This is a genomic window from Methyloprofundus sp. (assembly GCF_965251085.1).
Classification (GTDB): Bacteria; Pseudomonadota; Gammaproteobacteria; order Methylococcales; family Methylomonadaceae; genus Methyloprofundus.
Genome location: NZ_OZ252594.1, coordinates 699,825 through 725,213, shown reverse-complemented (window position 1 = coordinate 725,213; position 25,389 = coordinate 699,825). Strand labels below are relative to the sequence as shown.

At 40.5% G+C, this 25,389-nt stretch carries 24 protein-coding genes and 1 tRNA gene; 18 read left to right on the top strand and 7 right to left on the bottom strand.

The annotated features are described in order from the left end of the window. Positions 1 to 46 precede the first annotated feature (46 nt). The gene (locus ACQY3F_RS03505) at positions 47 to 592 is read right to left on the bottom strand and encodes a hypothetical protein (RefSeq protein WP_428353517.1); all 546 of its coding nucleotides are present in this window, start codon (positions 590 to 592) and stop codon (positions 47 to 49) included. Positions 593 to 605: 13 nt separating this feature from the next. Then, positions 606 to 950, bottom strand: a complete 345-nt coding sequence (locus ACQY3F_RS03500; RefSeq protein WP_428353516.1) for a type II toxin-antitoxin system Phd/YefM family antitoxin — start codon at positions 948 to 950, stop codon at positions 606 to 608. Positions 951 to 1,865: 915 nt separating this feature from the next. Here ACQY3F_RS03500 and ACQY3F_RS03495 point away from each other — a divergent pair. Further along, entirely contained in the window at positions 1,866 to 2,870 is a 1,005-nt protein-coding gene (locus ACQY3F_RS03495) for an IS110 family transposase (RefSeq protein ID WP_428353514.1), read from the top strand. 310 nt (positions 2,871 to 3,180) lie between these two features. On the opposite strand, the gene ACQY3F_RS03490 is transcribed toward ACQY3F_RS03495, so the two are convergent. After that, positions 3,181 to 4,542: an IS1380 family transposase gene (locus tag ACQY3F_RS03490; RefSeq protein WP_428353459.1), complete on the bottom strand. Its 1,362-nt coding sequence runs from the start codon at positions 4,540 to 4,542 to the stop codon at positions 3,181 to 3,183. 293 nt (positions 4,543 to 4,835) lie between these two features. Here ACQY3F_RS03490 and ACQY3F_RS03485 point away from each other — a divergent pair, with 293 nt between their 5' ends. Together ACQY3F_RS03485 and ACQY3F_RS03480 are read left to right on the top strand one after the other, a co-directional pair. Next, positions 4,836 to 5,795, top strand: a complete 960-nt coding sequence (locus ACQY3F_RS03485; RefSeq protein WP_428353366.1) for an IS1634 family transposase — start codon at positions 4,836 to 4,838, stop codon at positions 5,793 to 5,795. Beyond that, entirely contained in the window at positions 5,767 to 6,639 is an 873-nt protein-coding gene (locus ACQY3F_RS03480; RefSeq protein WP_428353512.1) for an IS1634 family transposase, read from the top strand. Before ACQY3F_RS03485 ends, ACQY3F_RS03480 begins: the two co-directional genes overlap by 29 nt. A gap of 275 nt (positions 6,640 to 6,914) precedes the next feature. Here the strand turns inward: ACQY3F_RS03480 and ACQY3F_RS03475 are convergent, their stop codons facing one another. Continuing rightward, the gene (locus ACQY3F_RS03475) at positions 6,915 to 7,145 is read right to left on the bottom strand and encodes a sulfurtransferase TusA family protein (protein ID WP_428353511.1); all 231 of its coding nucleotides are present in this window, start codon (positions 7,143 to 7,145) and stop codon (positions 6,915 to 6,917) included. A gap of 100 nt (positions 7,146 to 7,245) precedes the next feature. Between ACQY3F_RS03475 and cysG the strand changes: the two genes are divergently transcribed. Then, positions 7,246 to 8,652, top strand: a complete 1,407-nt coding sequence (gene cysG / locus ACQY3F_RS03470; RefSeq protein ID WP_428353510.1) for a siroheme synthase CysG — start codon at positions 7,246 to 7,248, stop codon at positions 8,650 to 8,652. A gap of 204 nt (positions 8,653 to 8,856) precedes the next feature. Next, positions 8,857 to 9,189 (top strand): cytochrome c, encoded by a 333-nt coding sequence (locus ACQY3F_RS03465; protein ID WP_428353509.1) that lies wholly within the window; start codon positions 8,857 to 8,859, stop codon positions 9,187 to 9,189. 270 nt (positions 9,190 to 9,459) lie between these two features. Here the strand turns inward: ACQY3F_RS03465 and ACQY3F_RS03460 are convergent, their stop codons facing one another. Continuing rightward, the gene (locus ACQY3F_RS03460) at positions 9,460 to 10,089 is read right to left on the bottom strand and encodes a hypothetical protein (protein ID WP_428353507.1); all 630 of its coding nucleotides are present in this window, start codon (positions 10,087 to 10,089) and stop codon (positions 9,460 to 9,462) included. A 106-nt stretch (positions 10,090 to 10,195) separates the two neighbouring features. Beyond that, a complete protein-coding gene (locus tag ACQY3F_RS03455; RefSeq protein WP_428353505.1) occupies positions 10,196 to 11,407 on the bottom strand; it encodes an argininosuccinate synthase in 1,212 nt (403 codons plus the stop codon). Positions 11,408 to 11,898: 491 nt separating this feature from the next. Between ACQY3F_RS03455 and ACQY3F_RS03450 the strand changes: the two genes are divergently transcribed. Beyond that, a tRNA-Phe gene (locus ACQY3F_RS03450) sits at positions 11,899 to 11,974 on the top strand. A gap of 307 nt (positions 11,975 to 12,281) precedes the next feature. Here ACQY3F_RS03450 and ACQY3F_RS03445 read toward each other — a convergent pair. Continuing rightward, positions 12,282 to 13,478, bottom strand: coding sequence for an ISAzo13 family transposase (locus tag ACQY3F_RS03445; protein ID WP_428352931.1), 1,197 nt, complete (start codon positions 13,476 to 13,478; stop codon positions 12,282 to 12,284). A gap of 480 nt (positions 13,479 to 13,958) precedes the next feature. Between ACQY3F_RS03445 and ACQY3F_RS03440 the strand changes: the two genes are divergently transcribed. From ACQY3F_RS03440 to ACQY3F_RS03385, 12 genes are all read left to right on the top strand, one after another. Further along, positions 13,959 to 14,261 (top strand): helix-turn-helix transcriptional regulator, encoded by a 303-nt coding sequence (locus ACQY3F_RS03440; protein ID WP_428353504.1) that lies wholly within the window; start codon positions 13,959 to 13,961, stop codon positions 14,259 to 14,261. 23 nt (positions 14,262 to 14,284) lie between these two features. Further along, positions 14,285 to 15,571, top strand: a complete 1,287-nt coding sequence (locus ACQY3F_RS03435; RefSeq protein ID WP_428353502.1) for a type II toxin-antitoxin system HipA family toxin — start codon at positions 14,285 to 14,287, stop codon at positions 15,569 to 15,571. 1,722 nt (positions 15,572 to 17,293) lie between these two features. Next, entirely contained in the window at positions 17,294 to 18,877 is a 1,584-nt protein-coding gene (gene mmoX / locus ACQY3F_RS03430) for an aromatic/alkene monooxygenase hydroxylase subunit alpha (RefSeq protein ID WP_428353500.1), read from the top strand. Positions 18,878 to 18,916: 39 nt separating this feature from the next. Beyond that, on the top strand, positions 18,917 to 20,095 hold the full coding sequence (gene mmoY / locus ACQY3F_RS03425; protein WP_428353498.1) for an aromatic/alkene monooxygenase hydroxylase subunit beta: 1,179 nt from the start codon (positions 18,917 to 18,919) through the stop codon (positions 20,093 to 20,095). Positions 20,096 to 20,108: 13 nt separating this feature from the next. Next, complete coding sequence (gene mmoB, locus ACQY3F_RS03420) at positions 20,109 to 20,531, top strand: methane monooxygenase regulator MmoB (RefSeq protein WP_428353497.1); 423 nt, start codon at positions 20,109 to 20,111, stop codon at positions 20,529 to 20,531. Positions 20,532 to 20,540: 9 nt separating this feature from the next. Next, positions 20,541 to 21,044 carry an aromatic/alkene monooxygenase hydroxylase subunit gamma gene (gene mmoZ / locus ACQY3F_RS03415; protein ID WP_428353496.1) on the top strand — a complete coding sequence of 168 codons (504 nt, stop codon included), beginning with the start codon at positions 20,541 to 20,543 and terminating at the stop codon, positions 21,042 to 21,044. Positions 21,045 to 21,250: 206 nt separating this feature from the next. Continuing rightward, complete coding sequence (mmoD, locus tag ACQY3F_RS03410; RefSeq protein WP_428353495.1) at positions 21,251 to 21,520, top strand: soluble methane monooxygenase-binding protein MmoD; 270 nt, start codon at positions 21,251 to 21,253, stop codon at positions 21,518 to 21,520. Further along, on the top strand, positions 21,520 to 21,939 hold the full coding sequence (locus ACQY3F_RS03405; RefSeq protein WP_428353494.1) for a 2Fe-2S iron-sulfur cluster-binding protein: 420 nt from the start codon (positions 21,520 to 21,522) through the stop codon (positions 21,937 to 21,939). Before mmoD ends, ACQY3F_RS03405 begins: the two co-directional genes overlap by 1 nt. A gap of 66 nt (positions 21,940 to 22,005) precedes the next feature. Continuing rightward, entirely contained in the window at positions 22,006 to 23,202 is a 1,197-nt protein-coding gene (locus tag ACQY3F_RS03400; protein ID WP_428352931.1) for an ISAzo13 family transposase, read from the top strand. Then, positions 23,186 to 23,875, top strand: a complete 690-nt coding sequence (locus ACQY3F_RS03395) for an FAD-binding oxidoreductase (RefSeq protein WP_428357596.1) — start codon at positions 23,186 to 23,188, stop codon at positions 23,873 to 23,875. Before ACQY3F_RS03400 ends, ACQY3F_RS03395 begins: the two co-directional genes overlap by 17 nt. A 76-nt stretch (positions 23,876 to 23,951) precedes the next feature. Then, positions 23,952 to 24,269 (top strand): hypothetical protein, encoded by a 318-nt coding sequence (locus ACQY3F_RS03390; protein ID WP_428353493.1) that lies wholly within the window; start codon positions 23,952 to 23,954, stop codon positions 24,267 to 24,269. Between the two features lie 62 nt (positions 24,270 to 24,331). Further along, positions 24,332 to 25,351, top strand: coding sequence for a TCP-1/cpn60 chaperonin family protein (locus ACQY3F_RS03385; RefSeq protein ID WP_428353491.1), 1,020 nt, complete (start codon positions 24,332 to 24,334; stop codon positions 25,349 to 25,351). Positions 25,352 to 25,389 lie beyond the last annotated feature (38 nt).

The following is a 25,389-nucleotide window of genomic DNA, read 5'->3' as shown; positions in this document are numbered from 1 at the left end:
TGTCTTTGGTAAAAGGTAAATACCTGGAACCCTATTTTTTGGAACCCTATTTTTGCAGCGACTCTCGCCAATCCTTACTGGATTCAAACAATAATTTACTTCTTTGAATTGATTTTAATGTAGCAGTGATTTCTGCATACCTTTTTTTAGTGATTAAATTATTATCAAAAACATTCTTAATAAAAGATAATGTTGATACCCGATTAGTTGATGATTTAAATCTCGATTCATCCAAAAACCAATGATCTTCAAATAAAACAATGGTTTTCTCATTACTATTTATATTAAAGCTTGCAATTGAAACCTCTCCAGCATCATCAGGTAACTGATAATGGCTATCCATTTTTACTCTAAACAATGCAGCTTCACCAAAAGTTGTTTTTTCTGTAACAACATGCCCGGCATGTTTAGAAAGAAACTGAAAGGTTTTTTCCGCATCTGGAAATCTGTCCCTTTCTGATGAGACTTCATACTCAACAATATCTGTTAGTACCACTTGAACTTCTGATTTAAAACAAAAGAGCAAATCAAGTGCATTAGCATAAGATAACGAAATAAGTGGACCTGAATCGGGTATGACAATCTTAATCACTGAGTACCTCTCTCTATGAATTGAAAATATGACTCATAGTGTCAGACATTCGTTGAATCTCATTATCATCAAGTCTTGGCATAGTAATACCTAAACGCCAAGCGTCTTCCAGAAGTTCTCTATATAGTTTATAACCACCTTGCTTTAACGCAATAGCACGGGAAATATTTCCTTCAAAATAGCTTTGTATGATGATTTTTTTTGCCTTCCAAACATCAGGAAGTGCCGCCTTTTGATTTGCGTTTGAAACAACTACAAAAGGATGTCCGTTTTTAAGAATTGTAACGTCATCAATCCTTGCGTTATCAAGTAACTCACCAAAGTTTTGTTTTGCTTGTGTTGCAGTAAATGTTTTCATTATTACCTCTTGAATTTTTACACTTTAGCATTCGCACATTATAGACAATATTACAGTGAATATCAGATTTTATTAAATTAATAGACAATAACAACAAGCCAAGTTTTATTTTCGAAAAAGCTTATTTTCTAGGCCACTTCCTTTATCTTGTTGTAAAGAAGTGATGTGCCGCATGGTTCCAAAGAAATACCCATACACTTTCAGAGATGCTTAAGTTTCTGCACACCTTTTTTCTTCACCCTCCAATGATTGACATGTAGGTTGGCGCTGAGTTTACGAAGCCCAACAATCACTGTGCAATATCTGCCATTAAAACAGGATGTGCTGAGGCACGAAGCGCATCGTTTACAATTGATGCGCTTCGTGCCTCAGCACATCTATAGAAAATTGTTTAACTTATATGACAGTGGGCTGTAAGGTGGGGTTAAATTAAGCTGATTTCTTAACACTTATAGCTGATACATCTAACGTTAATGTAATATTTGAGATAAATCTGTTCGCCTGAAAGGCGAAGGTTTTAACCTTACGAATGGAAAAAATAAAAAACCACATTAATACCTTTTTAGATTACAAGTAAATAACTGACCCTTCCTCTTGTTTTCTTTTTCATGTGTATTTACAGAATTAAGTTTTCGTTGATGGGCACGGATGAAGCCCTTTGCCCATCCTTGTATATTAAACATATCTCTTAAACACAGGATTATTTAACACAAAACAATTATAGTAATAACTGATTTTCTGGGGAAGCCGGCCCATCCTGAAGCTTCGAGCTTGTATGTAGATTGGCTCCCCACCCTCGTCATCCATGCCGTGGAGTATCTGAGACCTGTAAGCGATGCTTCTGAGTCTGCATTCACAAGGACGGTAGGTGAAGTGTCAGGGTTGGGAAACCAGTGATCATTATAATACTTAAATATGAGAGAAAAAATGAATACTATCGGAATTGATGTGAGTTGTAAGGAATTAGTTGTTGTCGTCATGGTTAATGGCAAGGCACGTAAAGCTAAATCCTTTGATACTCCCTTAGGTCATCAATCAATTATTCGGTCTTTAACAAAACTTAAAGGAGAAACAAAGGTTTGCATTGAGGCAACAGGTGTCTATCATTTTGATTTAGCTGTCGCCCTTAGCAGGGCTGATAATATTGAGGTGATGGTTATCCCTAAGGCTGCACACAATTTTTTTAAAGTATTAATGACACGCAGCAAAACCGATACGGTTGATGCAGGGAATTTAGCTATTTATGCTGAAAGAATGCCTTTTGACGTCTGGGAACGTCCAGCCGATGAATGTATCAGCTTAAAAGCCACTGCGCGCCGTATTGCAGCTCTAAATAAGCAAAAAACACAAACTAAAAACCAGCTTCATGCTTTAGTATCAACCGTGGAAACACCTGCACTGGTCATTGAGCAGACGGAAAAGTTGATTGATGTATTAGATGCACAAATTAAAACCCTTCGCGACAGTGCTCTTAATATCATTTATCAAAATGAAGAGCTGGAGCAGGCTTATACATTAATCACTGGAATCAAAGGGATTGCACAAGCCTCAGCCGTACAAATACTAAGTGAGCTTATGATCTTACCTAAGAATATGACTGCTCGGCAATGGGTTGCTCATGCGGGGCTGGACCCAAGGATCTTTGATTCAGGGAGTAGCGTGTCTAAGAAGCCACGTATCAGTAAGGTAGGGAATAAATATATTCGCCAGGCCTTCTATATGCCTGCACTGGTTTCGAGCCGCTTCGAGCCAAATATTAAAGGCTATTATCACTTAATTGATGATAACGGCTTAAAAAAAGTACAAGCCGTCTGTGCTGTAATGCGTAAATTATTGCACGCCATCCATGGCATGTTACGGACGAATAAAGAATTTGATGGAGCGCGTTTTTATACGCTGCCCATAACTACAGATTCATAAAAAATATGAGTATTTGTAAATTTACGCTTGCGTTTTAATAGAGTATCTACGCAAAGAAGTAAAATATAAATGTTACCTAAATCCTGCAAGCCCATATTTTGACTCTCATTAACCTGTCTAGCTAAGTGGTTATTAGGTTTTTACTGCCGCTTTGCCAGCCCTCTTTGTCCAACCGATCAAAATATCCAGATTTAAATCATAAATAGAGGAAATTTTTTGTATCGTATGGATATCCCCCGAGCCCAAGGCAATAAACACCCTGCCAACGTGCCATGACCTTTTAATCAAAGTGACTTAACTTCGGTTAATGTTAAGCGAGTAACCCCACCTTAACCCAATCATCCCATTCCTGTGGATAGAGCGGATCTGCAGGTGTTCTGACTCTCAGCTGATTATTGCCTGTGAGTAATTTTCCAGCCACCCGAATCAGATAAGTACGAAGTGTATCCGGCTCCCATTGGCACAACGTTTTGTTGCCACTCAATTGAGCCATCCAGCGCACGGTATTGTAGGCAAGAACGGCGCAATGAAATAATGCGGCATTAGCCAGAAATTGATTCGTTCTGATTTTACCTAAACCCATTTGTGATTTTGCTTCTTCAATCCATGTTTCGCACGTCGCTCGTTCACCATACTTCTTATGTGTTTGCCAAGGCGATAGAGGTTCAGTTGTTACATAACAAAAATAGTCATATTCTGCCGTATCCCAAAGCTCGGACTGAGGTCCTGTCACTTGTTTAGGTTGCTTTATCCTGACCGCGACAAACTGACGAGAGCGAGACCAGCCACCACAACGATATTGAAACTCGCTCTGCTCCCAACCGGGTCGGCCTTGTATGGCTGTCCAGGCCTGTTTGGCCAGCAATGCGTTCAAATTCTTAAGTTTAACCTTTATTAGATACCCATGCCCTCTGGTATCGAGAAATTCAAGCAAATCACCGACAAAATAACCACTGTCACCGCGAAAAATAATGCGCATCCGATTGGGCAAGTGTGCAAGTAACTGTTTGGTAAATTCTACAACACCATTGCTTGTAAAGGCATTGCCTGTCCGGAACCAGGCTTGTAAAATTTCTTTTGTTTCCGCTAGAAAAGCGAGTTGTGGATGGTATGAACGGGCACCTTTCTTTTTGGGGTTGAAGCCTTTGGCACTTCCTTCTTGTCGACCACAAACGGTGTCCACAGTTGAATCGACATCGACCCACTGGACGGATTGTATGCCAGTTTTCGATTTTCCGGAACGAAGCAATCGCCGCCAGTGTTGACCACGCAAAGTATGCGTGAGCGTTTCAAACGGGCTTATCTGCCTATCACTTACTTCTTTAAAGATCCGTAAAATTGTGGTTTCAACAGGAATCTTTATCCAGCCAGCTACTTTGCGCAGTACGCTATCTGCCCATACGGTCGTCACCTTTGCCATTGATGTTGCTCCCCCCATCATGCCAACCAACGTCAATAGAACCACATCAGATAAGTGATGGTCTGCATTTTCACCCCGCCGATGTGGAACGCTTTGTTTTACGGTTTTTTCAAAACCTATCCTGTCTAAATATTTCACGACGGGAATCAGTCCCGCCTGGCTTGTCAATCCATGTGCTGTAGATGTCATTTTTACCGTTCGGGTACGGTTTCTTACGTGAGATGAGGATTTTGATACTTTAGAGGGCTTCATTAAAACAATGAGATAGTGAAATCAGGAAAATGATATTATATCATTGTTTAATAAGGAGTTTTGTGGATTATTATGTATAATGCTTGCAGGATTTAGGTGTTAAAATAATGATGCGTATGTACTTACCCCATGTTCAGTCGTTTTTCGCTCAAAAACCACTAACAGGTCTATTTTAATAGGATAAAAAAATAAAAACCTAATCATTACAAACACTTGCATTTCCAAGCAAAGCGTAGTGCCATAACATAAAAAAAATAATTGCATTCACTTGATTTTTATGGAAAAATTCAAGTATGTATATCCGATGCACAACGACCCGAACCAAGGCAACTGGCGAGACCTACAAAACGTTTCGGCTAGTTGAGTCCGAGCGAATTGATGGCAAGGTCAAGCAACGTACCCTGCTTAATCTGGGTCGTTTCTTCGATGTGCCCAAGTCCCAGTGGAAGTCATTATCAAGTCGTATTGATCAATTACTGACAGCACAGACTGACTGGCTCACTATTGACCTAGAGGAATCACTCGAAACACGGGCACAATATTACGCCACTCAAATCATCACATCCCGAAGTACAACCCTTGACGATAGCGTTCACTTTGAGACCGTTGATATCGGCAGTTTAGAGCTTGTACGACCGCGCCGTGTGGGAGTCGAGCAAATAGCGTTGCACGCTGTAAGGCAGTTAACCCTGGATGATAAATTGAAATCTCTGGGATTTAACCAGCACCAGCTTGCCGCCTCCCTCGGTACTATCATTGCTCGCATGGCCTGTCCTGCAAGTGAATTAGCCACACACGGCTGGCTGCAGACAACCAGCGGCCTCGGTGAGTTAATCGACTATGACTTCGAAGACATGGGGCTGGATCGTCTGTATCAGGTATCCGACCAATTATGGAAACACCGGGAAGCCATTGAAACCCATTTATATCAGCAAGAACGGGATCTGTTCAGCTTCAGTGAAACTATCACGCTTTATGATCTGACAAATACCTTCTTTGAAGGCGAAGCCAAAACAAACCCAGCTGCCCAAAGAGGCCGCTCCAAGGAAAAGCGCAGTGACTGTCCCCTGGTTACATTAGGGCTGGTGCTTGATGGCAGTGGCTTTCCACGTAAAAGCCAGATCTTCCCAGGTAATGCAAGTGAACCACAAACCCTGCAAACCATACTTGAAGGACTGGAAGGGCGAACAGGATCCACTGTGATACTTGATGCAGGCATTGCCAGTGAAGAAAACATCCAGTATCTTCATTGAGCATGGCTTTCACTATATTGTTGTCTCACGCAAACGCAAGCGGGATTTCGATGAAGAAAAGGCAACTCTGATCAAAGATATTCCGGGGCAACGCGTAAAAGTTCAAAAAGTGACTGTAGAAGAGACCGGAGAAATTGAACTGTACTGTCACTCGCAACTCAGGGAAAAGAAAGAACAAGCCATGCAGGATAGTTTTTCAGAAAAATATGAAACCGCACTCAACAGCCTGCATGCTGGATTGAGCAAAAAAGGAACCACAAAAAATTATACAAAAGTGTTAGAACGGCTGGGACGCATAAAGGAAAAATACGCGCGTGCAGCACAGCACTATGAAGTAACGGTCGTACCTGATGATGAAGGAGACAAGGCCAACTCAATCAGCTGGAAGCGTATGGAAAAAGCCAACTCGCAGGCAACCCACCCTGGAGTCTATTGCTTACGCACCAACCTGACCGACTGGAATGAAGAAACGCTCTGGCGCACCTACACCATGCTAACCGATCTAGAAAGTGTTTTTCGCAGTTTAAAAAGTGAACTCGGGCTACGCCCTATCTACCATCGAAAAGAAGAACGGGTTAATGGGCATATCTTTATCACTCTCATTGCCTATCATCTCGTCCAGACCCTTCGTTATCAACTCAAGGCTGAACATATTAATGATAGCTGGCAAACAATTCGACGGACCATGGAAAACCAGCAGCGCATTACTGTTATTTTACGGCGAGAAGACGGGAAGACGATTCATTTAAGGAAAGCAACGAATGCAGAGCCGCGACAATCCGTTATTTATAAAGCACTGGAAATTTCAGCGCTGCCAGGAGGTGTTAAAAAAACATTGATTTAGCTTTAATTCAAAATAAAAAAATCTGTAGTGCCAACACCAAGGCCGGATTGTGCGTATCTAATTGTTTTTAAATGAGTTGTTGTCACTGAAATCGAAAGATGGGTTACGAGTCCGCACAAAGTTAACGTAATGCCGGAAATACAGGTGCTACGAATACCCCGTATTCCGCAAGCTTCATAACAGGCTACATAGAATTTAACAACAGGTAGGAGCCGCAGCGATACAACGTTCCTTAGATAAAACGATACCAAAAAACCGTTATATATCAAGAGTCGCTATTTTTTCTGTACATAAAAAATCTGCTGATCATCTTCGCGTAGATATTCAATGATTTCATGCCCCGTTTGTTCACTATAAACACCAAAATCAAGATGCGCAGCCGGATCAGTCGCAATAACCCGCACCACTTCACCTGAGAGCATATCTTTCAAAGCTTTTTTTAAGCGTAATAAAGGCAAGGGGCAGTGTAAACCAGCGGCATCTACTTCAATATTAAATTCAATCATTCTGATTTTAAATTTTCTCAATCATGCTTTATAAAGAGCGCATATAATAGCATCACAACACTCTTTCTGAACGATGAACTTACAGATTTATTAGCAATACATGGACTATTTTCCACTTTTTATCGATTTAAAAAATAAACATTGCCTGGTCGTAGGAGCCGGTGATATCGCAGCACGAAAAATTGAATTACTTGCAAAGGCCGGAGCCAATATTACAGTTATTGCGCCTGACATTAGCAATAGTGTCACTCAATTGGCGGCAAACAATCCAGCCATACAAATCCTGCAAAAAAACTTTAGTACTGATGATATTTCCCAACAACGGCTGATAATTTCAGCCACTAACCAGCCCGATATAAATGCCTTGGTTGCAAGCACGGCCGATGCCCATAATATCCCAGTCAATGTCGTAGATAATCCAGCCTTGTGCAGCTTTATTGTGCCTGCAATTATTGACCGCTCACCCGTTGTAGCGGCAGTTTCTTCTGGGGGAGCATCACCTGTTCTTGCCCGCCTATTACGTTCAAAATTGGAAAGCCTTATTCCGCCCGCTTTTGGCAGGATGGCTAAACTTGCTGAAAAATATCGGGCACTGGTTAAAGAAAACATTAACCCTCCTGCTCAACGGCGTATTTTCTGGGAAAAGGTTCTGCAAGGTACAATCGCCGAGCTATTTTACTCAGGAAAAGAAGCTGAAGCAGAATCACGTCTAAAAAATGCAATACTCAATACGCCGGAGCAACTAGATAATACTGGGGAAGTTTATTTGGTAGGCGCAGGACCTGGCGACCCTGATTTACTCACCTTTCGTGCATTACGACTGATGCAGCAGGCTGATGTGGTTGTGTATGATCGCCTGGTATCGACTGAAATCCTCGAACTGGTTAGACGCGACGCAGAAAAAATTTATGTCGGAAAACAGCGAGATAATCATAGCCTGCCGCAGGAATCTATCAATGAATTACTCGCACGTCTGGCAACAGAAGGTAAGCGTGTCGTGCGCTTAAAAGGTGGCGATCCGTTTATTTTTGGCCGGGGTGGTGAAGAAATTGCAACTCTGGTGGAGCAAAACATTAACTTTCAAGTGGTGCCCGGGATTACCGCAGCTTCGGGTTGCGCGACGTATGCAGGCATACCACTGACTCACAGAGATCATGCCCAGTCCTGCACCTTTGTTACGGGTCATTTAAAAAACAATCGTGTCAACCTAAACTGGCAACAATTAGCCGCTCCTAATCAAACTATCGTTATTTACATGGGGCTGGTTGGCCTAGAAGTTATCTGCCAATCCATGATGCAACATGGTGCCTCTGCAGATTTACCCATTGCATTGATACAACAAGGCACAACACACAACCAGAGAGTCATTACCGGTACCTTAAACACTCTGCCTGAAAAGCTTAAAGGCCAAGGTATACACGCGCCTACTCTATTTATTATTGGTACTGTTGTGGCCCTGCACGAATCATTAAAATGGTTCCAGCCTGAAAACACTCGCGAAATATAAATCAAACTTGGACTTAATTACTATAAGCGATTGTTTATTAAAATATTTACAAATTAAACCCAGTAATAAATCACAATAATAGTTGAAAAATTCGCTTAAATTATCTATCATCTATAGGTTAAATTTTTTCTAGGCTATGTTTTCTGAATAAAATTCAATAAAAAAGCATAGTTGTTTTATTAATACTAAGAGGAAGAGATCAAAATGAAAAAAATACTATTAGCTGTTTCTACAGTTGCTCTACTAGGTTTAAGCGTTCAAGCATCAGCTGGTGACTTTAAAGTTGGTAAAAAAATATATGACCGCGCTTTCGGTCGTGGTTGTGGCGCTTGTCACGATATCGCTTCAAACCCACAATTAATTGCATTAATTAAATCTGGCGATCTAAAAAAAGCTAGCTTTGCTACAACTTTAAAAGAAGGTAAAAACGGCATGCCTAAAGCGATAGACGCAATCATGGCTGTTGGTCCCGTTAAAAAAGCAGGTCTAGATGAAGAACAAGCTATAGATGCTGTATGGAGCTACCTAGCTCAATAGGTTCTTAGTAATAAAGACAAAAAAGCCGTTTCAGGGAAACCTGAAACGGCTTTTTTTATGCCTAAAAGATAGCGAAGAGCATGACTTTAGCTCACATTAAACGGGTATTAAGTACCCAAGCATAATTAATTTAACAAATTTTACGCAGGATTTTTTTCATTTTCAAGGCGCATACACGGCGCATAGCTGGCTACGCAACTATTCATGCAACGCTGGAAATGAGAAAAAAGACAAGTAAAATGTTGAATTAATTATGCTTGGGTACTTACACTAAGATATTTTTTTCTGCTCACTAGAATCATGCTCTAGCGCATAACGCTTACGCACCCAAACCCCACCGATAACGGCAAGCATCAGTCCACAAGACGAAATCAGGAAATTCACCAGACCTTTAAGCTGCGAAACTTCTTCTGCTAAAGCAATGGTTTCAAGGTTTTTTGGTGGCTGCAAATATTTCTGTGCAATCAAGCGACCCGCCCCGGTTTCTGAATAAGTTTTTAAAACCACTAAATCCTCTTGTAAAGCACGAATAGTATCCAACCCCGTCTCGATAATAGTTCCGCTATTTAAAGAGTCTTCTAAAATTTTAAGCTTACTTTCAATAGAACCGCTAACTAAGCCTACTAATTGAGACTTTAAAGCATCCACTTCAGCGGATAAAACAGGATTCATCTGCACTTCATACAACTCAGTAGCCCTTGAAGCGACAGTAACTTGCTTAATCGTCTTTTCTGCAGGCATTAATAACATACCCATAAAAATAACGGCCGCCATCAAAACAACGAGCAAAGCGAGCACCAACCGGTTCATAGTCAGCACACCAAGTTGTGTTGCTGAATTTAGAACAGTCAAATTACGCACAGATTTATTATTCTTATTATTTTTGCGTAAATCACTCATTAAATCTAAACCTCTTCCCCTATAAACAATCCTAAGCTAAATCATTATACAAGTTTAACAAAAAAAATCCCGCTCACTTTTGCAGCAAACGGGAAATAATACAAAATTATTTCAGCCGCCTAGCTGCAATACGCATTCTTAAAGCATTCAGCTTTATAAAGCCCTCAGCGTCTTTCTGGTTGTACGCGCCCTCATCATCCTCAAAAGTTGCAATGGCCTCATCAAACAAACTATCTGTCTCTGAAATCCGCCCCACTACATCCACATTACCTTTATAAAGCTTCACACGCACTTTACCGTTAACCGTTATCTGTGACTGATTAATCATGGTTTGCAACATTTCACGCTCAGGACTCCACCAGTAACCATTATAAACCAGCGTCGCGTAGCGCGGCATTAACTCATCTTTTAAATGCGCAACTTCACGATCCAGCGTCAAAGACTCAATCGCTCTATGCGCACGCATCATAATCGTACCGCCCGGTGTTTCATAACAACCACGCGCCTTCATACCCACATAGCGATTTTCTACAATATCTAAACGGCCTATACCATTATCGCCGCCAATTTTATTTAACTTAGCCAGCACATTCGCCGGTGAGTGTGGCACGCCATCGATCGCAACAATATCACCCTTCTCATAAGTTAAATCCAGATAAGTTGCCACATCAGGAGCAGCTTCAGGTGAAACACTCCAGCGCCACATATCCTCTTCAGGCTCATTCCACGGATTCTCTAAAATCCCCCCTTCATAGGAAATATGCAATAAATTAGCATCCATAGAATAAGGGGAAGCCTTACCTTTCTTCATTTCAATCGGAATACTATGCTTCTCGGCATAAGCTAACAATTTCTGTCTGGAATTCAAATCCCATTCACGCCATGGTGCAATAATCTTGATATCCGGGCGTAAAGCATAAGCACCCAGCTCAAAACGCACCTGATCATTACCTTTACCCGTGGCTCCATGAGAAATAGTATCCGCGCCTGTCTCATTCGCAATTTCTATTAAGCGCTTAGAAATCAAAGGACGGGCAATTGATGTACCTAATAAATACTCACCTTCATAAATAGTATTGGCACGAAACATGGGAAACACAAAGTCACGCACAAATTCTTCACGCAAATCATCAACATAAATTTCTTTGACACCTAAAGACTTAGCCTTCGCGCGTGCCGGCTCAACTTCTTCACCCTGCCCTAAATCTGCCGTAAACGTTACCACTTCACAAGAATACTCATCCTGTAACCACTTCAAAATAACCGAAGTATCCAGTCCACCTGAATAAGCTAAAACTACCTTTTTGGTCTCTGACATTGTGCTCAAACTCTAAATAAATGAAAATTTTGTAATTATACTATTAAACAGCCCAGGCTTCATTTTAATAATTCCCGTAAATCAATTCACAAGCTCCAGCACGTTAACAAGACAATTCTTAACGGTTTTTATATAAAAATAAAATGTAGATCTACAAAGAAAAACTCACGACTTACTACATCACACAAACTAAAAGCAATAAATTTACCTGATTACCCATAACCCTGAGCTATCATTCGTCATTCCTGCATGCTTTAAGCAGGAATCTAGTCGGATAAGCATAGATTCCCGATAAAAGACTTCGGGAATGACGAAGTTGTTAACATACTGATTTTTCAAACTTTATTCTACTATGGCTGAGAGTTGTACGTAATCAGGTAAATTTATATGAAACATAGTGTTAAATTTAAGAAAATAAACACCTAGGAAATAAAATCTAAAAAAGGTTGACGATCTAAGGGATAGCTGGAATAATACCCGTTCTTTAGCAAGCCCAGGTAGCTCAGTCGGTAGAGCAGAGGACTGAAAATCCTCGTGTCGACGGTTCGATTCCGCCCCTGGGCACCATTGCTAAAGCCAAATTCAAGGCCTGATAAGTTTTCTTATCGGGCCTTTTTTTTGCTCAAAATCACATTGTTGTAAATTTGTCTCAGATTTTGCATTGTTCACACACTCCCCTATGCGCTCACCTGATAAACACTAGTCTTTGAGGGGAAGCTGCCTGAATTTGCTTTATCATCTCATTTGATTAATCAATTACGCTGAGTAGTTACTGATATTAATAGATAGATCTCCCTAGTCGAGATGATAATTTTAAAAAAAGAACTTAATGTGCCTGTTCTTGGCCACATGTTAGGGAGATGGAAAGAAATAATCATCCAGAACAACCAGGAGAAATGGTCAAAAACCATTTCTCCAACGATGGCATTCGGTCAACAAACTGATAATACGTCTTCATTGCTTTTTTACCTACCTTTACTCCTGTTTCATATATTTTTTCTGTTAATTTAACAATAGGTGCTTTGCCATTGTAGGTCATACTTTTGGCAAATTTTAAAGTTGTTTCAACTGTATCCATTATGTCGCCACTAATATGATTTTCATAGGCTCCCCATACTCGTTCAATTGGGTTATATTTACTATGATAAGGAGGGTAGTAGGCCAGTTTTATCTTTATGTTGCTTTTTTCAGCAAACTCCACAAGCCTTTTTATAAACTGAGTTCTGGAGCTACTGTTCTCCATACCATTGTCAGCGTTAATTGTCAGAATATCTACTCCATATTTTTCTTGAATTTCTGGCCAAATTTCTTCCAATCGGTCAACGATGAAATCACTGCTGGCATAGCCTGCTGTAAAGAAAAGGAAAAAATCATCATGTTCAGGCAGATAAAAACCAAAAGGAGTTAACTTTTCCTTAACATCTAAATCATGATCCTCTGCTTTTGTTAAAACCCGATTTCGTCCTCCCCGTGAAAAATTTCCTATATTCATTCTTGCTTTGGCATCAATTGATATACGAATCTCTTTTGGGTTGATATCTGCCATTCCATTGACTGAATGAACTTGTTCAAAAATTGCATCCGTTTCCTTGATTTTCTTATGAGGCTTTGTTTTTTGTACCTTTTTTGGATGGTAACTCAGGTCATTTAATTTTGTATTGATAGTTTTTGAGCAAGGTAATGTTTTTTCATCGTAATAATCAATCTCCAGTAAACGTTTTCTAACTTCTTTAGCCGTTAGCCGGGTATATAATCGACAGGAATTAAAAGAGGGATCCGTTTGACACTCCGGTTCAGCAATTTTTTTTATGTCATCAAGTAGATGAGGAAAATGCTCTTCACTTTTATTACGCCCTCTCGCTGAAAAATTATCTTCTATGGGCTGAGTTTCAAGTTCATATTGTCCTTTTCGGATAGTGCCTCTATTCCATCCTAGTTTTTCTTCAGCAATACTTGCACCACCTGAGCCTAGTAGCTCCACCGTTTCAGCCATGAATATACGACGTACCGAGCCTTTTAAACGATGGGCTGTATTTATAATCCAACCTATAATGCTATCTGTTAATATCAACAAGCTTATCTGCCTAGTGTGAGAATAAATTCAGAATTCATTATTATAAATTATTGAGACACAAGCTTACTTCGTTTGGATGATTATTTCTTTCCATCTCCCTTAGCCTTTAGCAGATTTCATCATACGGGATATTTTCATGAAAACAAATATAGCAATATATACATTGCTTTTAAATAAAAAAGAAACTAATATGTTTCTTATATTAAAAAAGAAATAGTTTAGTTTCCTATAATCCTAAAAACCGCAGTTGAACGCTAAAAAACACTCTAAGCATTTGAATATAAAAAATAATGACCACAACAACTTATCACCTGCAGGGTGAACAGACACCGCTTCACGGTTTTGTGAATAAATCTGAGCGCGAAATACTGCGTTACAGCTATTGCCAAAGGCTACGGCCATTGCCTGCTAGCTGTGCCTTGTCTTTCGCACTCAGATTTTCCACAAAATCCCTGCTCAACTGCGGTTTCTAGGATAATGAAACCATTACTTGAACAACTAAAAAAACGCAGAATAGCCCTTGGCCTAAAGCAAAAAGATATGCTGCTTCGTATCGGCGTATCACGCCAGCAGTATCAGCATTTAGAGTCCAAGGGCAACCCTAGACTAAACACCCTTGAACTCATTGCCAAAGGGCTGAAAAGTGAATTGATCTTGATCCCTACAGAAAAACTGAACCTTGTAAAAGAAATTCTGGAGAATGAAACATTATCATCTCCAACATCAGAAAATACAGCCTCTAAACAAAATGAGGCAAGCACACTTGCAAATGATCCATAGAAGAATTTGCTGGGGGGCGAAGAATGAGCCCTCATCATCCAGAAAGTGATCAAATAGATGAAATTAATGTTCTTAAATTGACTATGCATGGCAGGCTCGTAGGGTATCTGGCTGGTTTTCAAAGCGGTCGGAATGTTTTGAGCTTTGCTGCTGAATTTAAGGATGACCCTTTCCGCCCAACATTCAGCCTGATTACGCACCCGAACTTTCCTAATTCTGTAAAGCTCATGTCACAGCCATGGGTAAACAATCTGAGACTACACCCCGTTTTATCCAACCTACTCCCAGAAGGTGCATTACGGGAATTAATCGCCCAGGGCTTAAAAACCCATATCGACAATGAGTTTCAGATACTCTCTTATCTGGGTCAAGACCTACCAGGCGCATTACTTGCTACACCGATGGAACCCAAAGATGTACCGATAAGTGTACTGACCACCCACGGCCAGGCCAGAGCCATACAATTCGAAGACAGCAACCAAGACAATAAATTCTCCCTGGCAGGCATTCAGATGAAGTTTTCCATGAAGGAAAAGGATGGACGCTATAACCTGGCTAAAAATGGCGAGCTAGGTGACTGGATTATCAAAACCCCATCCACCAAACATAAAAATGTGCCTTTAAACGAATTCACCGCAATGTCCCTTGCCGCTTTGGCCGGTGTTGATATCCCAGATATCAAGCTTATTGAGTTAAATAAACTGGATAAGCTACCACAAATTAATCTCCCCGATGAAAAACTTGCTTTTGCAATCAAGCGTTTTGATCGTGATGGTAATACAAGAATTCATATGGAAGACTTTGCCCAAGTCTTAGTGAAATATCCGCATAAAAAAGACGATTCCGCTAATTATGAGCAAACTGGCAAGGTGATTTACGATTTTTCCGGCGATGGACTATCTGATGCACAACAACTTGCCAGACGCTTACTAGTCAATATTTTGCTGGCTAATGGTGATGCCCACATAAAAAACTGGAGCCTTCTGTATCAAGATCAAGTTACACCAAGACTGTCTCCCGCATACGATATCGTAACCACCAGCGTATATATCGACAATGAAACTCAATTTGCCTTGAATCTTGGTAAAACGAAAGAGTGGTTTACAGTGACGCAAGACAATTTCCAATATTGGGCTAATAAGTCTGGTATTCCATGGCGTGCGCTCAAACCGCATATTGATGACACTATGGAAAAGGTGCGAACATTATGGCCTGAAGCTTTGAAAAATTTGCCGATGGAAGAAGAGCATAAAAACAAACTAAAAGCACACTGGCTTAAACTTCAAACTGATTTTCGGATAGAAGTTTAAAATAAAGCTTCTTTTACAGGTTTTCTAGCGGAGTTAATTTATGTTGAATTGAAAAGCAAGCCTACTACTGAACTTCTATTATAATAGAGACTAACTTAACTTGTTTTAGGTAGACTTAACCATGCCTATCCGGATGTTGCACAAAAACCTACCTGATTACGTACAACTCTCAGCTACAGTAGAATAAAACTAGAAAATCAGCTTGTTAAAAATCTCGTCATTCCCGAAGTCTTTTATCGGGAATCTGTACTAAACCCATGAGATTCCTGCTAAAAGCTTGCAGGAATGACGGAGAATGGCTGAGAGTCATGGGTAATCAGGAAAACCTATATATGGTGTAACCGGACAGGAAAATTAACTAAATCAATACAACTGGTAGTTGTATTGTGCGCTAACCGGATAGGCATAGACTTAACAAAGAAAGTATTTTTTGATCTGTAGTAGATTTGTCACACGATTAAAATTTAAGTGACGTTTGGTATAGGATTAATGTAGTAGGAATTGGTTGGCCAATTCCTGCAAGCAATTGATTTATTAATACTTATAAAATAGTAAGTTACTGAAAATCCTCGTGTGGACGGTTCGATTCCGCCCCTGGAACCATTGCTGAAGCCAAATTCAAGGTCTGATAAGTTTTCTTATCGGGCCTTTTTTGTGCCTGACAGATTCTCCTGTCGATCTCCGGCTGGGTGGATAAAACCTCCTAAATGTAAAACCTTAATTTATTCAAAAGTTATTTTTCAAAATAACGAGTGAACTTAGAAAAATCAGTGGGGCGCGGAATTATAGTGCACGATATTGAATTAATATAACACTTTCAAAAAAACCTTAGATTCAACCGGAGGTAAATTGGGCATTTTTTGGAAGTGCTGTGGAATCAATAAATTGCATTATAAACCGTAAGAAACTGATTTTTCTAGAATTAATGACCCTAAGGGGCGAGCCAGCTTGAAACAAAGATATTCACGTCAAAAAGCTATATTTCTGTGAACGAATTTTATAGTATTACCTGATTACACATAACCCTCAGCTATACTTCGTCATTCCTGCATGCTTTAAGCAGGAATCTAGTCGGATAAGCATAGATTCCCGATAACAGACTTCGGGAATGACGAGGTTTTTAACATACTGATGTTTCAAGCTTTATTCTACTATGGCTGAGAGTTGTACGTAATCAGGTTATATTAAGCGGACCGAGCGCTTGAATTGGTTCACTACCTTCAGTATAGAATCAATGCTAGAGCATGTCATTTACAGCTGTAATCCTGATATGGAGCAGCATTGAACTATGACTGCTTTATAACCCTGTACAGACCCCAGTTACTATACAAACAGCCTCTTTCATCACCTGTGTGCAAGTAAGCCTGGCAAAAATCTAGAGGCTCAACATAGTAGTCCAGCAAACCAATATCGTCAGAAACTTAATTTTCAGATAGTCCCAGAAAAGCTTATAAAAAATAAGTATACGTCTAGTTTCTCGGCAACTGTCCAGAATTTAAACACTTGCACATCGCACCTTTCCATACAGAAAAAACCTATGTCACTGAAAACAAAAACCATTTCACAAAACCTCACAATTGGCACGCCTATTGCTCTTAAATAACTGGAAGCTACCGTTTTGCTTGGGTTAGCACTCTACTTCAATACAGTATCATTTCTAACAAAATGCATAGTATTAACGGTAGCTTCTTTATACAACTAACGAAAATCGAGGAATATAACATGGCAATAAGTGCTGCAACAAAAGCTGCAACGGATGCTTTAGCTGTCAACCGTGCTCCTACTAGCGTTAATGCGCAGGAAGTACATAGGTGGTTACAAAGCTTTACTTGGGATTTCGATAAAAATCGTACCAAGTACCCAACTAAGTACAAAATGGCGAATGATACCAAAGAGCAGTTTAAGCTCATCGCCAAAGAATATGCGCGCATGGAGTCTGTTAAAGATGAGCGTCAGTTCGGTAGCTTACAAGATGTATTGACGCGCGTTGATGCAGGTAACAAAGTGCATCCAAAATGGAACGAAACGATGAAAGTCATCTCTAACTTCTTGGAAGTTGGGGAATATAATGCGATTGCTGCGACCGGTATGCTATGGGATTCAGCAATGGCACCAGAGCAAAAAAACGGCTATCTGGCGCAAACATTGGATGAAATTCGTCATACTAACCAATGTGGTTATGTGAACTATTATTTCACTAAACATGGGCAAGATGCCGCGGGTCATAATGATGCGCGTCGTACACGTACTATCGGGCCACTATGGAAAGGCATGAAACGCGTGTTCTCTGATGGTTTTATTTCAGGTGATGCGGTTGAGTGTTCTATTAACTTACAGTTAGTCGGTGAAGCCTGTTTCACTAACCCGTTAATTGTTGCCGTCACAGAGTGGGCAGCAGCGAATGGTGATGAAATTACGCCAACAGTCTTCTTATCTATTGAAACAGATGAGCTGCGCCATATGGCAAACGGTTACCAAACAATTGTCTCGATCGCAAACGATGAAGCCGCTTCGAAATACTTGAACACTGACCTTAACAATGCCTTCTGGACACAGCAAAAGTATTTTACACCTGTTTTAGGAATGATGTTCGAATATGGGTCACATTTTAAAGTGGAGCCTTGGGTTAAAACCTGGAACCGCTGGGTGTACGAAGACTGGGGCGGTATCTGGATTGGTCGCTTAGGTAAATACGGCGTAAATTCTCCAGCAAGTTTACGTGATGCAAAAAAAGATGCCTACTGGGCGCATCATGATTTATTCCTGATTGCTTATGCATTATGGCCTACAGGTTTCTTCCGTTTAACGTTGCCAACTGCAGAAGAAGCAGACTGGTTTGAAGAAAACTACCCGGGCTGGTACGAGAATTATGGAAAAATCTATGAAGAGTGGCGCGCACGTGGCTGTGAAGATCCCAATAGTGGCTTTATTCCAATAATGTGGTTCATCGAAAATAACCACCCTATTTATATAGACCGTGTCTCTCAAGTACCTTTCTGCCCAAGTCTATGTAAAGGCGCAAGTACTCTACGTGTGCATGAATATAACGGCAAGAAAAACACCTTTAGTGATGACTGGGGTGAGCGCATGTGGTTAACAGAGCCAGAGCGTTATGAGTGTCAGAATATGTTTGAGCAATACGCAGGACGCGAATTATCAGAAGTGATTGCTGAATTACATGGTGTACGTAGCGATGGCAAGACCTTAATCGCTCAGCCACATACCGATAAAGATGGAAAAATGTGGACACTGGATGATATTAAAGCACTGAACTGTGTTTTTACTGACCCTGTTGACGCGCTGTAAGTCACTTTACTTTTAATCCATATATTAGGAGATACATTAATGGGAATTCAAATAGAAACAGGTCAACGCGGGTTAACTGATCCAGTCATGCAAAAAGTGATTGCGGATGCAGTGCCTGACCAACCTTTAGAAAGCAACCGTAAAATGAACTATTTTGTTAAGCCGCGTGGCCGTCGCTTATCAGAGTATGAAATCTTATGTTGTTATACACAACCTACGCCAGATTGGATTCCAGGTGGCTTAGATTGGGGAGACTGGACGCAAAAATTTCATGGTGGTCGTCCATCTTGGGGTAATGAAACGACTGAAATGCATTCCACAGATTGGCATAAACATCGTGACCCAGCTAAACGCTGGCATGCTATTTATGTTAAGGATAAAGCAGAGGAGTGGCGTTATACGCAACGTTTCCTCAAGCAATTTTCTGCTGATGGTCAGATTCGTACTATGGATCCTGTTTGGCGTGATGAGGTCTTAAACGACTATTTAGGCGCATATTGTTTTAACGAATATGGTTTATTTAACTCGCATTCTTCGGCTTCACGTGACTGTCTCGGTGATACTCTACGCATGAGTATTTCCATGATCGGATTTGATAAAGTTGATAATGCACAAATGATTCAGCTAGAAAGAACCTTTATAGCTAAATTAGTGCCAGGATTTCCTGAGTCTACCGATGAGCCGAAAAAAGAGTGGACTCAAGGCGCTATTTACAAAGGTGCTAGAGAGACTGTTGAAGATATTTGGCAGGCAACGTATGACTGGAATGAAATTTTATGGGCAGGCCATCAAGTGCATGACGCTATATTTGGTCAGTTTGTTCGTCGTGAATTTTTCTTGCGTCTATCTTCTTACTATGGTGACAACTTAACACCATTCTTTATCAACCAAATGCAACTGTATCATTCGCAAACGAAAGGCATTACCGGTGACATGTTCTTCCATTGCTTAGGTGATGATGCTGAGTTCGGTGATTACAACCGTCGTTTAATGCGCGCCTGGACAGATAAATGGCTACCAAGAACGGTTAACGCATTGAAAGATTTTATGGGGATTTTTGCAAAAATTTCTAAAATTTATCATGTAACAACACCAGATGCAATAGAAACAGCATTAAATCGCGTATTTGATGACTGGAAAGAAGATTACGCAGATAAGATTAGCTATAAAGTGGATACGGCTGCTCTGGTTAAAACAGTCATGTCAGGTCTTAAATAACAAGGAACTCAATATGTCAAATAATGCAAATTCGTATGGTGCTGGCATCATGGCGAAAACCGGCAAAGCGTTTGCCGATGAATATTTTTCTGAAGAAAACCAGGTTGTTCATGAAAGTAATGAAGTGGTTTTAGTGCTCAAGAAGTCGGATGAAATGAACATCATTGTTGATGAAATTTTATTGGGTGACCGTAAAGCAGATAACCCAACGCTAGTGGTTGAAGATCGTGCCGGTTACTGGTGGCTAAAAGCAACCGGTAAAATTGAAGTCGATTGTGCAGAAGCCGCTGAAGTTTTAGGCAAAGATTTCAATGTTTATGATTTCCTGGTGGATGTCTCATCGACTATCGGGCGTGCTTTTACACTAGGCGAAACCTTTACCATTACTTCCGAGTTAATAGGGCTTGATCGTAAACTCGAAGACTTGAAAGCATAGGAGATAAAGATGGCGAATTACAAAGTACATGATAACCCTGTTCGTGATGAATGGCTGGCAAAAATCGGTCAATTAAACACACTGAAATCTGGTGCTGCGTTTTTAACGGATTTCCGTAAAAAGCACACGCCCCCTTTACGTGAAAACTTTGATTTAGAACTCGATTGGGGCTGGATCGAGTGCAAAATCGAAGAAAAAGTGGCCATGCTCAAGCATGCGGAACTTAGTGATGATCAATTCTTAAACAATTGTGTTGGTGGTGCAAATGCACAGGATATTGCCGATGCAGTGGTTGCCAGAATGGATGACTGCTCTGATAAATATGAGGCTGAAAAGCTACATATTAATTTCCGTACAGACTATAAACCGCCGATGATGCCAACCAATGTCTTTATGGATACGGATCGTTTATTAGGTACAAAACTGATGGAACTGCGTAACATTGATTATTACGCAATGCCATTAGAAGAGCTACGTAAAGAGCGTGGCGTTAAGATCATTACTATTCAGTAAATACCTTAACAAGCTTTGCCAAAATACAATGCTTTTTAAAATGCGTTAAAGCAAAGTACCTGGCAGACAGTAAGAGCATCACCAGAAATGGCGGTGCTTTTACTTTTTTAAATTGAACCTGAAAAAAACAGTTTAACGAACAGCTCAATGTTTACATTAAACAGTAAGCAACTGATGTTTTCAGGTAGGAATAGGTGGACAACAGAATGACACAATTCAAAGAACAACAAGAAACCACACCAATGCCACTGGCTTTAAACAACGATGACCTGACCAAATTATATGACGATGACAATTATACCGCCTACACTGAAGATCTAGAATTCATGTGGCGCTGGACTATATACCGGGACAACAAATTAGTCCAGGAAGGTTGTTCATTATCAGAAGATTCCTCACGGCGTGCGGTCAACCACGTCCTGGCATTTTTCAATATCTCTGCAAAAAAGGCACAGACAGAGGAGGCGAATTATTAATGGCTAATCATCAAATTAAAATCCTTACCGAAGAAGGTCAATCGGTCACATTTGATTGCGCACCGGGTGAAGATATTATCAGTGCAGCCATACGCCAGAGCATATATCTCATGTCATCCTGCCGCGAAGGCGGCTGTGCAACATGTAAGGGATTCTGCTCCGAAGGCGATTATGAACTGGGCAAAATTAGCTCACAGGCACTACCCTCGGAAGAAGAAGAGGATGGTTTTGTACTCCTCTGTCGATGTTACCCTACAGATGATATGGAAGTTGAAGTCCCCTATACCTTTGACCGAATTTCTTATACTGAAGAAGGCAAAGAGTTTGCTACCGAAATTGTTGCCCTGGAAAAGATTTCCAGTAATGTCATGAAGCTCTGCTTAGGGAGATGGAAAGAAATAATCATCCAAACGAAGTAAGCTTGTGTCTCAATAATTTATAATAATGAATTCTGAATTTATTCTCACACTAGGCAGATAAGCTTGTTGATATTAACAGATAGCATTATAGGTTGGATTATAAATACAGCCCATCGTTTAAAAGGCTCGGTACGTCGTATATTCATGGCTGAAACGGTGGAGCTACTAGGCTCAGGTGGTGCAAGTATTGCTGAAGAAAAACTAGGATGGAATAGAGGCACTATCCGAAAAGGACAATATGAACTTGAAACTCAGCCCATAGAAGATAATTTTTCAGCGAGAGGGCGTAATAAAAGTGAAGAGCATTTTCCTCATCTACTTGATGACATAAAAAAAATTGCTGAACCGGAGTGTCAAACGGATCCCTCTTTTAATTCCTGTCGATTATATACCCGGCTAACGGCTAAAGAAGTTAGAAAACGTTTACTGGAGATTGATTATTACGATGAAAAAACATTACCTTGCTCAAAAACTATCAATACAAAATTAAATGACCTGAGTTACCATCCAAAAAAGGTACAAAAAACAAAGCCTCATAAGAAAATCAAGGAAACGGATGCAATTTTTGAACAAGTTCATTCAGTCAATGGAATGGCAGATATCAACCCAAAAGAGATTCGTATATCAATTGATGCCAAAGCAAGAATGAATATAGGAAATTTTTCACGGGGAGGACGAAATCGGGTTTTAACAAAAGCAGAGGATCATGATTTAGATGTTAAGGAAAAGTTAACTCCTTTTGGTTTTTATCTGCCTGAACATGATGATTTTTTCCTTTTCTTTACAGCAGGCTATGCCAGCAGTGATTTCATCGTTGACCGATTGGAAGAAATTTGGCCAGAAATTCAAGAAAAATATGGAGTAGATATTCTGACAATTAACGCTGACAATGGTATGGAGAACAGTAGCTCCAGAACTCAGTTTATAAAAAGGCTTGTGGAGTTTGCTGAAAAAAGCAACATAAAGATAAAACTGGCCTACTACCCTCCTTATCATAGTAAATATAACCCAATTGAACGAGTATGGGGAGCCTATGAAAATCATATTAGTGGCGACATAATGGATACAGTTGAAACAACTTTAAAATTTGCCAAAAGTATGACCTACAATGGCAAAGCACCTATTGTTAAATTAACAGAAAAAATATATGAAACAGGAGTAAAGGTAGGTAAAAAAGCAATGAAGACGTATTATCAGTTTGTTGACCGAATGCCATCGTTGGAGAAATGGTTTTTGACCATTTCTCCTGGTTGTTCTGGATGATTATTTCTTTCCATCTCCCTTAAATCGCGCTGATGGCGAAAAGCAAATCAAGCTTGATTCCGGTCAGTATTATGATCTGCAGATACCTGGCACCGAGATTACCCGTTCTTATTCGCCCGCCAATATTAGTAATAATGAAGGGCAACTGGAGTTTCTTATCCGCCTGCTAGATGGCGGTAAATTTTCCAGCTATCTTACTCAAGACGCAAAACTGAATCAATCTATCCAGGTCAAAGGCCCTTCAGGCGTATTCGGTTTAAAAGCGGATGGTTTTACACCTCGGTATTTTGTTGCCGGCGGAACAGGTCTGGCGCCAATATTATCCATGGTCAGATTTATGAAAGAATGGGGCGAGCCACAACCTTGCTGCATTTATTTTGGCTCTACATTCGAAGAAGAAGTTTTTTATGCGGAAGAATTAAAGCAACTCGCCAGTGAAATGGATAATTTGACGGTCAAAATCTGTGTCTGGAAAGCCACAGATTCCTGGGACGGTGAAAAAGGTAGCGTTGTCGATATTTTAAAAAAGGACCTGCAACAATCCTCGACTAAACCTGATCTATATTTATGTGGTCCGCCTGGTATGGTTGATGCCACCTATGGCGTTTGCGAAGAAGCTGGAATTTCCAAAGATAAAATCTATCTGGAAAAATTTCTTCCTAGCGCTGCATAAACTAGCCTTAGCTCAGGCTCGCTATATTTATAAGAGCAATTGATTTTTCTAGGATTAACTCTACCAGGACAAAACTATGGATAAAACTGACCTGGATTTTGTCTATGAAATGGTTACCCATCTAGATCGGACGATTCAGCATTTAAACGTTACGGAAATAGAAATTATCACTAAGATCGGTGCCATGAGAGTTGAAGAATTAACAGAATACTGGCAGCAAGAACTGACGACTGAAGAGGCTGAGGAAATTAAAAGTACCTTTGACCACTGGGACCTCATGTTAATTTCAACCTGGGCTCATTTACAACGCGCACATACTACTCGTGCAGAAGCCGGACAGGCTCTGATGAAGAATGGCAGTCACCAAGACCCGCTACGCAGCCATGATAAATAACTTTATCCTTTGCTGTGCAAGGAACAACCGCCAACAACAAGCAAAAAAACACAAGGAATACTATGCCCAAACAGATTATATATGATGCCGAAGCCCGGCTTAAATTTATGGCAGGAATCAATAAAATCGCGGACGCTGTGAGTGTCACCTACGGTAGCGCAGGGCCTGCTGTGATTATTGAACATGTCGCCGATGGATTAACTCCAGTATTTACCCGCGATGGCGTTACGGTTGCTCGTTCTATTAGCTGTGCAGACCGTACTGAAGATTTAGGCGCTAGAATGTTACGAGATGTAGCCGGTGCCGTATCAAGACAGGCAGGAGACGGCACTACCACCGCCTGTGTATTGGCTCAGGAGATTGCCAGGCTCTGTATGAAGCACATAGAGACGGGCTTTCATCCAATACAATTAAAACAAGGTATGGATGTTGCACTGGCCGTTGTAGAAAAAAAACTGCAAGAAAACGCAGTCATGAATATCGATGAGCAATGGATAGATAAAATTGCAGCCATTGCAACCAAGGATGAGCCTGGCGTAGGGGCCTTAATAGCTGAGGCATTTAGCAAACTGGGTGTACAAGGGCAATTAAATTTTCAGCTAGGCAATGGCCGTGAAGATGTGCTCGAAATTACTGATGGTATCCTGTATGAGCAAGGTTATTTATCACCCTACTTTATTACCGATAAAATCCGCTCTGAAGCAGTCCTGGATAACCCTTACATTCTCATGTACGACCGGGAAATAAATGACCTGATGGACCTGGTACCTATTCTTGAGGAAGTGAATGCAGAGGGGCGTTCATTGCTGATTATCGCCGAAGATGTGCTCGACAAAGCATTAACAGGTCTGTTACTCAATAATGTCCGGGGTATTTTTAAAGTTGCGGCTGTAAAACCACCTGGTTTTGGCGATAAAAGGGTCAACCGCTTTAAAGATCTAGCTTTAATGACCGGCGGTGTAGCCATTCTGGATGATGTTATGTCCTGTAAACTTGAACATGTTACGCTGCAGCAGTTAGGGCAAGCCAAACGCGTTGTTGGACGAAGCCGCTATCGCGGAGAAAAACAGCGCATCCCTTAAATTTAAAGTGTAACCTCATTGCCTGTTATATGCATAAC